This window comes from Arthrobacter mangrovi, assembly GCF_026011795.1.
Taxonomy (GTDB): domain Bacteria; phylum Actinomycetota; class Actinomycetes; order Actinomycetales; family Micrococcaceae; genus Crystallibacter; species Crystallibacter mangrovi.
Genome location: NZ_BRVS01000007.1, coordinates 80,105 through 94,347 on the forward strand (window position 1 = coordinate 80,105; position 14,243 = coordinate 94,347).

A 14,243-nucleotide genomic window follows, 5' to 3' on the forward strand; every position below is an offset into this window, starting at 1 on the left:
ACGCCGGAACCTCCATGCCGGGGGAACTGTTGTGGATTCGTAATCCCCTATCGGCACTGCATGCGCAGGTGGGGAGGTCAGTGCCGCTTGCCGAAGATGCTGATCGTGAAGCGGGCCTCGACGCCCGACCGGGGCGCCTCCGCGGCCTTGTCCAGGGCTGCCGGATCGACGTGGTGCGCATTCGGGCCCATCATGACGAGGTTGCGCAGATCCTCCGGATCCAGTTCCAGGGGCACCACCAGCTCCTCGGCGCCCTCGGGTTCAAAACTGCTGCCGAGGGAGGCAGCCAGCCGTTCGGCCTTATCCGTGTCGATGGCCAGCAGCGGGACGATCCTCCGCAGCGCCTCCAGGTGGCCGGGAGCGGGCGTGACCACCAGGAGCCGGCCCCCGGGGCGCAGGATCCGGGCGTACTCCTCGGGGTTCCGTGGTGCAAAGATATTCAGCACGAGGTCCGCCGCGCCGTCCGCCAGGGGGAGTGGCCGCCACAGATCCCAGACCACGCAGAGCGCCTGCGGACACGTGCGGGCGGCGCGGCGCAGGGCATACTTCGACAGGTCAAGCGCCACCGCGCGGCACTGTGGCAGGGACGCAAGAACCGGGGCCAGGTAGTGTCCGGTGCCGGCGCCCGCGTCCACCACGACCGGCTCGGCGGTGCCGGCCAGCAGCTGTGCAGCCGCAGCACGAACGGCCTCCATCAGCGGACGGTAGTGGCCGGCGTCGAGGAACGCCGCGCGGGCTGCCACCATGTCAGCGGTGTCCGGAATGAACGAAGTGCCTTTCCCGGTCAGCAGATTGACGTATCCCTGCCTGGCGCCGTCGAAAGCGTGCCCGGCGGTACAGCGGAGGCCGCCGGCCGCTGTGTCCGATGCCGCCGCCATTGCGGCGGAGCAGACGGGGCAGCGGAGCAAAGCGACCGCGTCGAGCGGTTCCGGGAGGGGCGGCATAGACCGATCCTAGCCGCCGGCGGCACGGCGGATTCAGAAGCCCAGTTCTGCGCGGGCGCGCGTGATGTCCGGCTGCGCCCAGCGGTGGGTGTATTCGAGGTTGCTGCAGAGCGACCGGCTCAGCGCCTTGTCGATGTAGATCGTGCCGTCCAGATGGTCGGTCTCGTGCTGGGCGATCCGTGCCTGCCAGCCGCTGAACTCGACCTCGGCACGGAGACCGTCCGCCCGCTGGTAGCTCAGTTCGACCCGGCGGTGCCGCTCCACCACGGCCTGGTATCCCGTGAAAGAAAGACAGCCCTCGTAGAAGGCCGCGGTCCCGCCGTCCAGGGGGCGGTAGGCCGGGTTGATCACCGCCAGGAAATCGAGGGGCTCCCGCTGGCGCGTGCTCGCGACCTCGCGCGACACCTCATACCGGTCCTCGAGCACGGCGATCCGGAGCGGGATGCCCAGCTGCGGAGCCGCCAATCCCACGCCCGGCGCGGCATGCATGACGCGGCGCATCAGCTTGAGCAGGGCGTCCAGGACCGTGTCATCCAGTTGGCCGTCGTAGGTCACGGCCGGACGCCGAAGCACCGGATGGCCGACCTGGACGATCGCCGGCAGCGGCTCCGCGAGGATGTCTTCCACGGCGGAGCGGATTGACGACGGCGAGGGCTCACTCATGCGCGCGGATCCGGCCTTTCGGGGGTTCTAGTTCGGGGTGCGGGTCTCTTCCCATCTTGCCCGAGGAACGGCCCCCGGCGGAACGAAACGATAGGCAACGCCCGGCACCCCGGCATGCTCCGTCGTCGTACACCCTGGACACCCTTCGGCGCGGGGACAGCCCGGTCCGGGCGCACGGGACCGGGCACTGGACATCTACCCGGCAGCGTGGCACGATCGCGCACGTGCCCGCCAAACCCGAAACGGATCACCTCCGCGACTGCGCCGCGTGCGCGACCGGATGGACAGCGAGTACGCGCAGCCGCTGGACGTGGAGGCACCCGCCCGCGGAGCGAACATGTCAGCCTGGCACCTCAGCCGCCGGTTCCGGCGTGCCTACGGTGAATCTCCCTACTCTTACCTGGTGACGCGGCGGACCGAACGCGCGATGGCCCTGCTGCGCGCGGGCGGCCTCAGCGTCACGGACGTCTGCTTGGCCGTGGGTTGTTCGTCGCTGGGAACTTTCAGCACACGGTTCACGGAACTGGTCGGGTTTCCACCCAGCGTGTACCGCCGCCGGGCCTCGCGGGGGACCCCGCGGGCAACCTGATCCGCCTCCAGAAACTGCGCTGAACCGCCCCGCCGGCTCGCCCCGTCCTGCATCCAGTGGACGCGGGTCTCCGCTGGCCCTGCGGACGGCCCGGTCGAATAAGGTAGACAGCGGACCCTGGCCTGCAGGCGCACCGCTCCGGGCCGACCGCTGCCGGCAAATCCGACGAGAGATGGAGACACGATGAGCATGCCCACGGGGACGACCGCCGAGTCGCAGGCGGTGCCCGCCGCGGACAGCCACGACCTGATCCGGGTCGAGGGCGCGCGGGTGAACAATCTCAAAGACGTCAGCGTCGAGATTCCCAAGCGCCGCCTGACCGTGTTCACCGGCGTCTCGGGTTCGGGCAAGAGCTCGCTGGTCTTCGGCACGATCGCCGCGGAGTCGCAGCGGATGATCAACGAGACCTACAGCGCCTTCGTCCAGGGCTTCATGCCGACGCTGGCACGGCCCGAGGTGGACCTGCTCGAAGGGTTGACGACGGCGATCATCGTGGACCAGGAGCGGATGGGCGCCAACCCCCGTTCGACCGTCGGCACGGCCACCGACGCCAACGCCCTGCTGCGCATCCTCTTCAGCAGGCTGGGGGACCCGCACATCGGGTCGCCAAACGCCTACTCGTTCAACATTCCCACGGTGAAGGCGAGCGGGGCAATCACCGTGGAGCGCGGCGCCAAGACCAAGGCCGAGAAGGCGACCTTCAACCGGCTCGGGGGCATGTGCCCGCGATGCGAAGGAATGGGCTCGGTCAGCGACTTTGATCTGTCGGCACTGTATGACGACAGCAAATCCCTCTCGGAAGGTGCCCTGACCGTTCCCGGCTACAGCATGGACGGCTGGTACGGCCGGATCTTCAGCGGTGCCGGCCTGCCGATGGACAAGCCGATCGCGAAGTTCTCCAAGAAGGACCTGCACAAGCTGCTCTACAGCGAGCCGGAAAAGATCAAGGTCGAGGGCGTCAGCCTGACGTACGAGGGCCTCATCCCAAAGATCCAGAAGTCCATGCTGTCGAAGGATCGTGAGGCGATGCAGCCGCACGTGCGGGCCTTCGTCGACCGGGCCATCACCTTCACCACCTGCCCTGACTGCGGCGGCACCCGCCTGGCACCGGAGGCGCTGTCATCGAAGATCCGCGGCAAGAACATCGCCGACGTCTGCGCCATGCAGATCAACGACCTGGCCGGGTGGGTGAGGGAACTGGATGAGCCTTCGGTAGCACCGCTGCTGAGGGGACTGCAGCATCTGCTCGATTCCTTCGCCGAGATAGGACTCGGCTACCTTTCCCTGGACCGGCCCGCGGGCACGTTGTCCGGGGGAGAGGCCCAGCGGACCAAGATGATCCGCCACCTCGGCTCCTCGCTCACAGACGTCACCTACGTCTTCGACGAGCCCACGATCGGCCTGCACCCGCACGACATCCAGCGGATGAACAACCTGCTCCTGCAACTGCGGGACAAGGGCAATACCGTCCTCGTCGTGGAACACAAGCCGGAGACCATCGCTATCGCCGACCACGTCGTCGACCTTGGACCGGCCGCCGGCACCGGTGGCGGCAGCATCTGCTTCGAGGGGACCGTCGAGGGACTGCAGGCAAGCGACACCATCACCGGCCGCCACCTCGGCGACACAACGAGGTTGAAGGAGTCCGTCCGTCCCTCCACGGGCGCTCTCGAAATCCGCGGCGCGTCGACCCACAACCTCAAGAGCGTGGATGTCGACGTCCCGCTCGGGCTGCTCTGCGTCGTCACGGGCGTGGCGGGCTCGGGAAAGAGTTCCCTCATCCACGGGTCGGTGGCCCGCAGGGAGGGCGTGGTCGTGATAGACCAGAGCGCCATCAAGGGATCCCGGCGCAGCAATCCGGCCACGTACAGCGGCCTGCTGGAGCCGATCCGCAAGGCCTTCGCAAAAGCGAACGGGGTCAAGCCGGCGCTCTTCAGCTCCAATTCCGAGGGCGCGTGCCCCACGTGCAACGGTGCCGGCGTGATCTACACCGACCTGGGCGTGATGGCGACAGTCGAGTCCACTTGCGAGGATTGCGACGGCAAGCGGTTCCAGGCCGCGGTGCTCGAGTTCACCTTGGGTGGCCGGAACATCGCCGAGGTGCTGGCGATGCCGGTGGCGGAGGCTGAGGATTTTTTTGGCGCCGGCGAGGCCCGCACACCCGCCGCCCACAAGATTCTCGACCGCCTCAAGGACGTGGGACTCGGCTACCTGACCCTTGGCCAGCCGCTCACCACCCTGTCCGGCGGCGAGCGGCAGCGGCTCAAGCTGGCCGCCCAGATGGCGGAGAAGGGCGACGTCTACGTCCTGGATGAACCGACTACCGGCCTCCACCTCGCCGATGTCGAGCAGTTGCTGGGCCTGCTCGACCGCCTCGTCGATGCCGGCAAGTCGGTGATCGTTATCGAACACCACCAGGCGGTCATGGCCCATGCCGACTGGATCATTGACCTCGGCCCCGGAGCCGGCCACGACGGCGGCAGGGTCGTCTTTGAGGGCACGCCCAGTGAACTCGTCCGGGACCGGTCCACGCTTACCGGCGAGCACCTCGCCGCGTACGTCGGCCGTTGAGCGGGCCTGGGAGGGGCCGAGTAGCCTCTCCCAGCCGCCCCTTCGCTCCGGGGACAGCGGGCAGCGGCGCGCTTAAGGGGGAGTGGTGGCAACTGCAGCGCCCTCAGAATATGGCACTTCGCGGGCTGCTCCGAGGCCCGTTGCCAAGCGTGACTGCACGAGCGGGAAGATCCTGGTGCGACGGCTGCGGTCACCGCACCGCTCATCAAGCCGACGGCAACCGCGCAGGCCCGGCGGTGCGGCACCAAGTGTGGGACTGGCAGGAGGGATGAGCCCGCACGGTATTTCCATGCCGAATTGCTCGAATCTCGGCCATGCGGGGCAATCGAGCCCCCATTGTGGTAGTTATGTCAAGTTAAGCCTCTTTGCACGCCGCCAAGGGCGCTGCCAGGAAGCGAGACCTGGCAGCCCTCGGACACCTGGCAGCCAGACTGATGCCAGGCCCACACGATCTTGCCGCCAGCGTGAGCAGCTCGCTCCGTGCGATGAGCCAGCAGCACAGCAACGGAGCTGGGCAAATACAAGCGCACCTCGCGGCGACCGATCTTTTCGAAATCGTCAATCCAAGGCGCCAAGCCGCAAGACGCCAGGCTGACTGAGGTTCGCTAATCCGCCTGCAGCACACGGGCCAACAGAGCTATTTCTCGTCGCGTGCATGTTGAACGGAATAGGGCCAACGTCAGCGAACCGCTGCCGCAAAGCATTAGCTCAAACGGCGGGACGACGGACCCCGGAAACCCTGCTTCCGGACCCTTCTCTATTTCGCCGATAATCTACATTATGTCAAGTAGTGGTTTGGGGAGCGCCTGCACTGCCGAGCCGGCCCCTCCTCCGCTAACTCCATCACCGTCCCGGACATCCCCATGCACGAACAAGGGAAACCGCAATGAGGTAAGGGTTTCGCGGTCAGCATTCGCGCCGCGTGGATGCCTGACTGTCTTCAGTGCTGAGGTCTATAGCCATAAAACGGCTGTGCGGATCGGGCCGGTAATCACCGAAGGGCGCACACTCCCGGAAACCGTGCCGTTTGTAGAGTCTGCGGGCGGGCGCAAAGAATTCCTCGGTTCCCGTTTCGAGGTTGAGCCGGGTATAGCCACGGTTCCTTGCGGTCTCCAGCAGGTGGATGAGCATGCGCACACCGACGCCTCGGCCTCGAACCGCACTGGCGGTTCGCATGGACTTGATCTCACCCGTATCGGGAGCCAGCTCCTTGAGGGCGCCGCAGCCTAACAGGGCGCCGGAGTCCCGGACGGACCACAACGTGACGTCCGATGTTGACATGGCATGCCGATCGAGTGCGTGCACGCTCGCCGCGGGAGATATCGCAAGCATGTCCTTTAGATGTTCGCCAAGCAGGCCGTACACGTCCTCGCTGATCGGCGCCTCGAGTTCAATCCGCATGGCAGCCCTTCTGTCTCACTTCCGCGCCGGGCGTAAGTTGCCCGCACATCGGCCCATCACAGAATACTGACACTCCGGGCTGCCCGACGTGCGCGCGCCCGGGCCGTCGTGCTCCTGCTGAGCTATCCTCGGCAGATGGCCACTCCTTCTGCCCTCATTGCAGGGGCCAGCATCGCCGGACCGGCTCTCGCATTCTGGCTTGCGCGCTATGGCTGGCGCACCACGGTCGTCGAACGGGCACCGGACCTGCGTACCGGCGGACAGAACGTCGACCTCAGAGGCGCCGGACCGGAGGTCATTAGGCGCATGGGATTGGCCGAGCAGGTCCGCCGTGCACACACGGGCGAGCTGGGACTGGAGTTTGTCGGGGCACACGGCCAGGTCCTGGCGCGCTTTCCGGTTGAAGACACCAGCGGCATGAGCCTGACCGCCGAGGCCGAGATTCTGCGCGGCGATCTTGCTGAACTGCTGGTGTCGGCAACACGGGACAGCACCGAGTATCGCTTCGGTGATCGGATCACCAAGGTGCTGGAGGAAGACCGTGCCGCCCTCGTCACATTCGAACACGCTCCCCCGGAGAGGTTCGATCTAGTGGTCGCCGCGGACGGCATCGGCTCGGGGACCCGCCGGCTGGTCTTCGGCGACGAACCGGCCGTTCGCTCCCTGGGCGTGGAAGCGACCTGGGCAACCATTCCGCGGACCGCTTCGGATACCAACTGGTGGCGGTGGTTCAACGCCCCTGGAGGCACCATATCCCTGCGTCCGGACCGCTACGGCACCGTGCGTGCGCTGGTCACCCGCACGCTGTCCCGGTATGAGCGCCGCCACCCCGCGGACCAGCGGAGCCCGGAGCAACAGCGGGGCCTGCTGCGCCGGACCTTCGCGTCCGCAGGATGGGAAGCCGACCGCGTGCTCCGGGCATTGGAAGACGTCGAGGACCTGTACTTCGAGGTGATGGGTCAAGTGCGCGCTGACCGATGGTCGTCCGGATCTGTCGTCCTCCTGGGTGACGCTGCCTATTGCCCCTCGCCGGTGAGTGGCATGGGCACAACCCTCGCCCTCGTCGGTGCCTATGTGCTGGCCGGAGAGGTCGCCTCGCATGCCGCCCGGGGCGAAGGGTTGGGCGGGTACGAGCAAATCATGCGCCCGTGGGCCAACCGGGTGCAGAAACTACCGCCGGGAGTTCCCAGGATCGCCAATCCGATTTCGCGGCCAGGCGTCGCCATCCTGCGCGCAGCGATCCGCGCCGCCGGCACCCCGATCGCCCGAGGAATCGCCGCGCGCCTAGGCTCAGGCGGCTCCTCGCCGGACGGTTTCGTTCTTCCCGATTACACACGCCGCGAGAGGAGCTGAACCGCCAATGCTCAGAACCGGCCACCCTTCGCGACGAGTGCCTCCTACACTGAGGTGCATGACATCCCGCATCAGTGAACTAGTCCTCGACTGCGCCGATCCCGAAAGCCTTGCGAAATTCTGGTGCGGAGTCCTTGGCTACGTGGAACTCGACCGGGAAGACGGAGCCATCGAGATCGGCCCGGCCGACGCCGGGTTCGGCGGGCTGCAGCCCACCATCATCCTGAGCCCCAGTAGCGATCCTCGGACCGGAAAGCTGCCCTTGCACATCGACGTCAATCCAATCGACCGGGACCAGGACGCCGAACTGGAACGCTTGCTCGCACTCGGCGCCCGTCCCGCCGACGTCGGGCAGGCCGGTGACGAACAATGGCACGTCCTGGCAGACCCAGAGGGCAACGAGTTCTGCCTTCTGCGCAAGCGCCTCGCGCCCTGAACCAGCCGGCCGGCTCCTACAGGTCGGCAAGCAAGGAGCCTCTCCCCTGCCGACTGTGTGGGCCGCTGCGCCTGTCTATCTTCGGAAGCGAGGCTCCGGACATATTCGAAAGCCTCGCGTGCCATGCGGTGCCACGTTGCCGCAGTGGCGGCCGTGTCGGCGGCATTGGAGCGCGATAGCCGCGCTGCGCCCGCCGCTCGGATCAGCCACGGAGTCCCCCGCCCGCCGTGCCGCAAGCCTCGACTCCACACCGTACGGCCGCCGTCGGGAACAACTCTGTCACCGCACCAGGACAGCGATCCCGGCAGCTGCGGAAGCCCAAAGGACGCTGGAGAACGTCCCGAGGATGAACCGTTCGGCGGCACCGGACTGGCCAAGTTCGGAGTAGCGGCCGAGTCCTTTGACCGCCAGGACAACGGCCAGGCCCTCAGGCCAGCCGGCCAACAGGGTAGATGCGATCGCAGTCCGCTCCAGGACGCCGATCCAGGCGCCGCCGCGGAGCACCGGCTCTTCCTCGGACTCGGCGAGGTTCTCCGGGTGGGTGGCGTTGTAGGACAGCCTGAGGATCGCGACGGTCACCGGACCGCCGCCGATCGCCGCCGCGGCCACGGCGAATGCGTAGACACCGGCCCCCAGCCCCGCGTCCCCCAGTGAGGCCAGCAGCCCGGCCAGCCCTAGCAGCAGGACGGTCAGCCCGCTGAGCGTGTACAGGACTGCGTTGCCGCTCCCCCGCATGCGCTGGAAATACATTGGCGCAGACACCAAGGCAGCGATGCACAGAATGATCAGCCCTGCCGAACTCAACGATCAGCTCCTTCCAAAAGCGACTCGGCTACCGACAATACCCGGCGCGACTCCTGCCACAGACCGCTTTGCAGCCGGCTGGAGACCGCCTGCTGGCTGATCCCCAACTGCCGGGCGATCTGCTGCTGCGTCAGCCCCTGGTCGCTGAGTATGCCCGCCTCCTCCGCCATTTTGCTGCGCTTCCGCGCCACCAGCACCAGCAGCTGCAGCAAAGCTTCGGCTTGCTCCGCCAGCGGGCTCTCCCCAGAAACCGCGATATTGCCCGACGCGGCTTTGGCCGCCGTGACGGCAGTCCGAGCCCTTTCGAAGGCTTCCCCCGCGCCTGCCCTGGTGTTCTCAGGCAAAGGCTCCTTGACCGGCCCGATCCCAATCCCGACGCTCCAGGACGAGCTGGCGGCGAGCTCCATGGCGATGCTGACCACTACCGCCGGCTCCGCGATGACAGCCTGCATCTCATCCCCGGCGGTCCGGTCGAAGGGCAGCACCAATGGACGGAGCGCGTCGCCATTGAGCGCGCCCATGGCTGCTTCGACAAGATCCTGGCGTTGCCGCGACTTCCTTTGGTCAACCGTCAGGACAAACATCACAAATCCATAAGCTTGTTCGCATACCTACAAGTATGGAACCTTGTCCACAGCACTTACAAGCCGCTGTGGCTGACCAGCCCGAGGGTGTTCCCCTACAGCAGGTCGGCGTAGAACCTGGCAGCGCGCTCAAGGTCCTCCACACGCTGGGCGACTTGGATGATCCCCATTCATCCTCCCTTCCCGAGACGGCGCCGACAGCCCGCCCGCAAAGGCTGCGAGCCGGCCCGCGATAGGCTGGAAAGGTGAACCGCCTCCCCACCCCTTCAGGCACCCCCAGCATAGTCCTGGCCCTCGCCGTGGACGCCGCCGCCGTCGTTCTCTTTGCTGCCATTGGCCGCGATACCCACGAACACGGCCTGGATCCGGTAGGCGTCCTGCTAACCGCCGCGCCGTTCCTCGTCGGCGCGCTCACCGGCTGGGCGCTGTCACGGGCTTGGCGGCGGCCGCTCGCCGTATGGCCATCCGGTGTCGCCGTCTGGCTCTGTGCCGTGGTCCTGGGCTTGGCCCTCCGCGGGCTCACCGGGGGCGGGCTCGCCGTTGCCTTCCAGGTCGTGACGACCGTGACGCTGGCGGTCTTCCTGCTTGGCTGGCGGCTTGTGGCGGCCGCAGTCACACGGATACGGAATCGCCGCGCGGTGGCATAACCTCGAAAGTAGGAACTCATTAGCGAACGAAAGGCTGCCAGCGTGGTTACAGCATTTGTCTTCATCCAGACCGACTCGTCCCGGATCCCGGAGTGTGCGCAGGAGATCTCGGAGATCGAGGGCATCAGCGAGGTCTACTCGGTGACGGGTGAATGGGACCTGATCGCGGTGGCCCGCGTGTCCAGGCACGAGGACCTGGCCGACGTCATCGCGGACAAGCTTTCGAAGGTCTCCGGCGTGGAGGCCACCACGACGCATATCGCTTTCCGGACCTACTCCAAGCACGACCTGGACGCCGCCTTCTCGCTAGGCTTCGACCACTAGACGCGCCCACGGCAAGGGGACCGGAAGATTATAATCTTCCGGTCCCCTTGCCGTATCCGCTAACGGGTGGCTTGAACCCAGCGGTCCAGGGCGGCAGCGGCCGCGCCGCTGTCAATGGACTCGGCTGCCCGCACGAGCGCCTTGGCGAGCCGGTCCTGGAGCGGGCCTTCCGCGGAGTCGTCCAGGGCCACCAGAGCCGCGGCGGCGTTAAGTACGACGGCGTCGCGCACGGGACCGCGGTCACCGGCCAGCACGCGCCGGACTACTTCCGCATTGGCCTTGGCGTCGCCGCCGCGCAGATCATCCAGTGTGGCCCGGGGAATGCCGAGGTCCAGGGGATCGATCACCGATTCGGTGACACCGCCGTCACGGACCTCCCAGACCGACGACGTCCCGGTGGTGGTGAGTTCGTCAAGTCCGTCCTCGCCTCGGAAGACCAGGGCACGACGCCCGCGGGCCGCAAGGACACCGGCGATCAGCGGCGCGAGGCGCGGGTCGGCGACGCCGATCGCCGACGCGGTGGGATTGGCCGGGTTCGTCATGGGGCCCATGAAGTTGAAGGCCGTCGCCACCCCGAGTTCGGCACGGACGGCACCGGCGTAGCGCATCGACGGGTGGAAAACCTGGGCGAAGCAAAAGGTGATGCCGGCCTCGACGGCGGTCGTGGCGACGCGCTCCACCGGCAGGTCGAGGCGCACGCCGAGTGCCTCGATGACATCCGCCGACCCCGACGACGATGACGCGGCCCGGTTGCCGTGCTTGACGATGCGGGCTCCCGCTCCGGCGCACACCAGCGCAGCCATGGAGGAGATGTTGACCGTGTTCTGCCGGTCCCCGCCGGTTCCGACGATGTCCAGCTTCTCCCCGGGGATATCGATCGGGCGGGCGTGCGCGACCATGGCGTCGACGAGGCCGGTCAGCTCCTCCACGGTCTCGCCCTTGGACCGAAGCGCCACCAGGAACCCGGCGATCTGTGCATCCGTCGCTTCCCCGCCCATGATGGCGCTCATCGCCCATTGAGTCTGCTCCCGGCCTAGGTCTTCTCCGGCTATCAATGCCGAGAGCAGAACGGGCCAAGTGGGTGCGGACTGGGGGCTGCTAATGGAAGTCACTCCCCTAGGTTATCTACGTTTTGTAGAAACCCGTCGTTTGTTAACCACTCGGCATTCCGCGGAAACACGCGGAACCCGAACGATCACGGCTCGCCGATGGTTCCGTTGCATTGGTGAACTCGGCGGTTTTATAGCCATAATGGCTAGGTGACAACTGCAACCCACGCCCCCAGTACCCCGGCGCATCCTACGCTCAACCGCCCGAATATGGTTTCCGTTGGAACCGTCGTCTGGCTGGCCAGCGAGCTGATGTTCTTCGCCGGTCTTTTCGCCATGTACTTCACTCTGCGCGCGACGTCCCCCGAAATGTGGGCGGACGAGACGGCAAAGCTGAACGTGCCGTTTGCGCTGGCCAACACCATCGTCCTGGTGTCCAGCTCATTCACCTGCCAGTTCGGCGTATTCGCCGCAGAGCGCCTCCAGGCCCGCCGCGCCGGCGGGGTCTTCAATATCGCCAAGTGGGGCATGGTGGAGTGGTTCCTCCTGACCTTCCTGCTCGGCGCCATCTTCGTCTCCGTGCAGGCTTACGAGTACGCCATGCTCGTCTCCGAAGGCGTGTCTCTTTCCTCGAACGCCTACGGCTCTGCTTTCTACATCACCACCGGCTTCCACGGCCTGCACGTGACCGGCGGTCTCGTGGCCTTCCTGCTGATCATCGGACGCGCCTACGTCGCCAAGAAATTCGGCCATTTCGAAGCCACTTCGGCGATCGTGACGTCCTACTACTGGCACTTCGTGGATGTGGTGTGGATCGCGCTGTTCGTCGTCATTTACTTCCTGAAGTAAGCCTTACTTGACTGTTCTTCTACAGAGGACAGAATTCAAGAAGCTGCATCCGCCACACGCACCATAAAGTTAGGAACGACCAAGTGAAGGCACTCTCGCAAAAGCGGAGACATCCGCTGGCGGCCATTGCCCTACTGCTCATGGGACTGCTGGTCACCGGCGGCCTGTACGCCGTAGCCGGGACCGTCAACGAAGCCCAAGCCGCAACCACCACCTATTCCGCACAGGACATCGAAGAGGGCGAGAAGCTCTTCGTCGCCAACTGTGCAACTTGTCACGGAATCGGTGCAGTCGGTGCGCCTGAGGGCGCCCATGGCAACCAGGCAGGTCCTTCCCTGATCGGCGTCGGCGCTGCAGCCGTTGACTTCCAGGTCGGCACCGGCCGCATGCCCATGCAGATGACCGGGCCGCAGGCCCAGCAGAAGCCGGCCCAGTTCACTGAAGAACAGACCACCCAGCTGGCCGCCTATGTCGCATCGCTGGGCGCGGGACCGGAGATTCCCTCCGAAGAGATCCTGGACGCGAGCAAGGGCAACCCGGCCGAGGGCGGCGAGCTGTTCCGCGTCAACTGCGCCATGTGCCACAACGCTGCGGCTGCCGGTGGCGCGCTGACCCGAGGCAAGTTCGCGCCCACCCTGTCGGGTGTCAGCGAAGAGCACATTTACGAGGCCATGGTGACCGGCCCGCAGAACATGCCGGTCTTCAACGACGCCAACATCACTCCTGAAGGCAAGCGGGACATCATCGCGTTCCTCAAGACCATCGAGGCCCAGGGATCCCCGGGCGGCTTCGCACTCGGTTCATTGGGCCCGGTGTCCGAAGGCCTGCTGATCTGGACCGCCGGCTTGGGCGTGGTTATCGCCTTCACCATCTGGCTGACCCAGCGGTCGTCCTAACTGCTGAGAACCCGGCGGCTGACCAGCCGCCGGGTAACTACTGAAAACACACGCACTGAGTAAACTTGAGAGCTACAGAGAAGGATGAGAGGGATCATGGGCGACCATAGTCACGGCGGTCCGAAATCCTCGGGCACCGTTGCTACGGCTGGCCAGGGCGAAGTGGAGAAGTTCCAGGATCCTGGACTACCTCCGCACCGTCCGCGCCTTGCCGACAAGGATCCCCGGGCCGAAAAGCGTGCCGAACGCCAGGTTGCGATACTCTTCGCAATCTCCGTCATCGGTACCCTGCTTTTCTTCGTCGGGTACATTGCCATCCGGTTGGATGAAACCACCGCGATTTCCACGCTGCGCCTGCAGAACTTCCTGCTAGGTATGGGCACCGCATTCGCCATGCTCGGGATCGGCGTCGGCATCGTGCATTGGGCAAAGACCCTGATGCCGGACCACGAAATCGCCGAAGAGCGGCATGCAGTTCGGACCGAAGAGGACCGCCAGATCGCGGAGACGATGGTCAGCGAGATCATCTCGGAGTCGGGCATCAAGCGTCGTCCGCTGATCCGCAACACGCTGCTTGGAGCCATGCTGCTGGCGCCGCTGCCGGCCATCGGAATCCTGCGCGACCTATCGAAGGATCTCAACCCCGACGTGCTGCGCCACTCCATGTGGGACGCAGGCGTCCGCCTGACACGCGACCCCGAGGGCACCCCCATCAAAGCCTCGGAGGTCACCATTGGCTCGGCCTTCCACGTCATCCCGGAAGGGCTGAACGAGGCCGAGCACAAGCTGGAAGAAAAGGCCAAGGCCGTCGTCCTGCTCATGCGCCTCAACCCCGAGGATCTGCATGTCTCCCCCGGCCGCGAGGACTGGAACTACAACGGCATCGTTGCCTACTCCAAGATTTGCACGCACGTGGGGTGCCCGGTCGCCCTTTACGAGCAGCAGACACACCATCTGCTCTGCCCCTGCCACCAGTCGACGTTCGACCTGACCCAGGAATGCAAAGTCATCTTCGGTCCGGCCTCACACGCCCTGCCGCAGCTGCCCATCAGTGTGGACAGCGAAGGCTACCTCGTGGCTACCAGCGACTTCCACGAACCTGTCGGACCTAGCTACTGGGAGCGTGGCTAACC

14 protein-coding genes and 1 pseudogene are annotated in these 14,243 nt (G+C 66.0%); 9 read left to right on the plus strand and 6 right to left on the minus strand.

Annotated features, from left to right (window positions below; translation table 11 throughout):
- Positions 1 to 77: 77 nt before the first annotated feature.
- Positions 78 to 944 carry a putative RNA methyltransferase gene (locus tag AHIS1636_RS08870; protein WP_264795470.1) on the minus strand — a complete coding sequence of 289 codons (867 nt, stop codon included), beginning with the start codon at positions 942 to 944 and terminating at the stop codon, positions 78 to 80.
- Between the two features lie 33 nt (positions 945 to 977).
- Positions 978 to 1,607, minus strand: coding sequence for a peptide deformylase (locus AHIS1636_RS08875; protein ID WP_264795471.1), 630 nt, complete (start codon positions 1,605 to 1,607; stop codon positions 978 to 980).
- A 280-nt stretch (positions 1,608 to 1,887) separates the two neighbouring features.
- Between AHIS1636_RS08875 and AHIS1636_RS08880 the strand changes: the two are divergent.
- Both AHIS1636_RS08880 and AHIS1636_RS08885 read left to right on the plus strand, forming a co-directional pair.
- Positions 1,888 to 2,181 (plus strand): annotated as a pseudogene (locus tag AHIS1636_RS08880) (helix-turn-helix transcriptional regulator); the annotation flags it as partial.
- Positions 2,182 to 2,379: 198 nt separating this feature from the next.
- Positions 2,380 to 4,767 (plus strand): ATP-binding cassette domain-containing protein, encoded by a 2,388-nt coding sequence (locus tag AHIS1636_RS08885; RefSeq protein ID WP_264795472.1) that lies wholly within the window; start codon positions 2,380 to 2,382, stop codon positions 4,765 to 4,767.
- A gap of 906 nt (positions 4,768 to 5,673) precedes the next feature.
- Here the strand turns inward: AHIS1636_RS08885 and AHIS1636_RS08890 are convergent.
- Positions 5,674 to 6,168, minus strand: coding sequence for a GNAT family N-acetyltransferase (locus AHIS1636_RS08890; protein ID WP_264795473.1), 495 nt, complete (start codon positions 6,166 to 6,168; stop codon positions 5,674 to 5,676).
- A 135-nt stretch (positions 6,169 to 6,303) separates the two neighbouring features.
- Between AHIS1636_RS08890 and AHIS1636_RS08895 the strand changes: the two genes are divergently transcribed.
- On the plus strand, positions 6,304 to 7,521 hold the full coding sequence (locus tag AHIS1636_RS08895; protein WP_264795474.1) for an FAD-dependent monooxygenase: 1,218 nt from the start codon (positions 6,304 to 6,306) through the stop codon (positions 7,519 to 7,521).
- Positions 7,522 to 7,579: 58 nt separating this feature from the next.
- Entirely contained in the window at positions 7,580 to 7,957 is a 378-nt protein-coding gene (locus AHIS1636_RS08900; RefSeq protein WP_264795475.1) for a VOC family protein, read from the plus strand.
- Between the two features lie 279 nt (positions 7,958 to 8,236).
- Here the strand turns inward: AHIS1636_RS08900 and AHIS1636_RS08905 are convergent, their stop codons facing one another.
- Positions 8,237 to 8,761 carry a hypothetical protein gene (locus AHIS1636_RS08905; protein ID WP_264795476.1) on the minus strand — a complete coding sequence of 175 codons (525 nt, stop codon included), beginning with the start codon at positions 8,759 to 8,761 and terminating at the stop codon, positions 8,237 to 8,239.
- Positions 8,758 to 9,345: a sigma factor-like helix-turn-helix DNA-binding protein gene (locus AHIS1636_RS08910; RefSeq protein WP_264795477.1), complete on the minus strand. Its 588-nt coding sequence runs from the start codon at positions 9,343 to 9,345 to the stop codon at positions 8,758 to 8,760. The genes AHIS1636_RS08905 and AHIS1636_RS08910 overlap by 4 nt, the downstream gene beginning before the upstream one ends.
- Positions 9,346 to 9,590: 245 nt before the next feature.
- Between AHIS1636_RS08910 and AHIS1636_RS08915 the strand changes: the two genes are divergently transcribed.
- Together AHIS1636_RS08915 and AHIS1636_RS08920 are read left to right on the plus strand one after the other, a co-directional pair.
- Positions 9,591 to 9,992, plus strand: a complete 402-nt coding sequence (locus AHIS1636_RS08915; RefSeq protein WP_264795478.1) for a DUF3054 domain-containing protein — start codon at positions 9,591 to 9,593, stop codon at positions 9,990 to 9,992.
- Between the two features lie 42 nt (positions 9,993 to 10,034).
- Entirely contained in the window at positions 10,035 to 10,316 is a 282-nt protein-coding gene (locus AHIS1636_RS08920; RefSeq protein ID WP_264795479.1) for an Lrp/AsnC family transcriptional regulator, read from the plus strand.
- Between the two features lie 59 nt (positions 10,317 to 10,375).
- Here AHIS1636_RS08920 and trpD read toward each other — a convergent pair whose 3' ends face one another.
- Positions 10,376 to 11,419 (minus strand): anthranilate phosphoribosyltransferase, encoded by a 1,044-nt coding sequence (gene trpD, locus AHIS1636_RS08925; RefSeq protein ID WP_264795587.1) that lies wholly within the window; start codon positions 11,417 to 11,419, stop codon positions 10,376 to 10,378.
- A gap of 156 nt (positions 11,420 to 11,575) precedes the next feature.
- Between trpD and ctaE the strand changes: the two genes are divergently transcribed.
- The 3 genes from ctaE to qcrA all read left to right on the plus strand — a co-directional run bounded on the left by ctaE (position 11,576) and on the right by qcrA (position 14,241).
- Positions 11,576 to 12,214, plus strand: coding sequence for an aa3-type cytochrome oxidase subunit III (gene ctaE, locus AHIS1636_RS08930; RefSeq protein ID WP_264795480.1), 639 nt, complete (start codon positions 11,576 to 11,578; stop codon positions 12,212 to 12,214).
- Positions 12,215 to 12,297: 83 nt separating this feature from the next.
- On the plus strand, positions 12,298 to 13,110 hold the full coding sequence (qcrC, locus tag AHIS1636_RS08935) for a cytochrome bc1 complex diheme cytochrome c subunit (protein ID WP_264795481.1): 813 nt from the start codon (positions 12,298 to 12,300) through the stop codon (positions 13,108 to 13,110).
- A 96-nt stretch (positions 13,111 to 13,206) separates the two neighbouring features.
- Positions 13,207 to 14,241 (plus strand): cytochrome bc1 complex Rieske iron-sulfur subunit, encoded by a 1,035-nt coding sequence (qcrA, locus tag AHIS1636_RS08940; protein WP_264795482.1) that lies wholly within the window; start codon positions 13,207 to 13,209, stop codon positions 14,239 to 14,241.
- Positions 14,242 to 14,243: the final 2 nt, after the last annotated feature.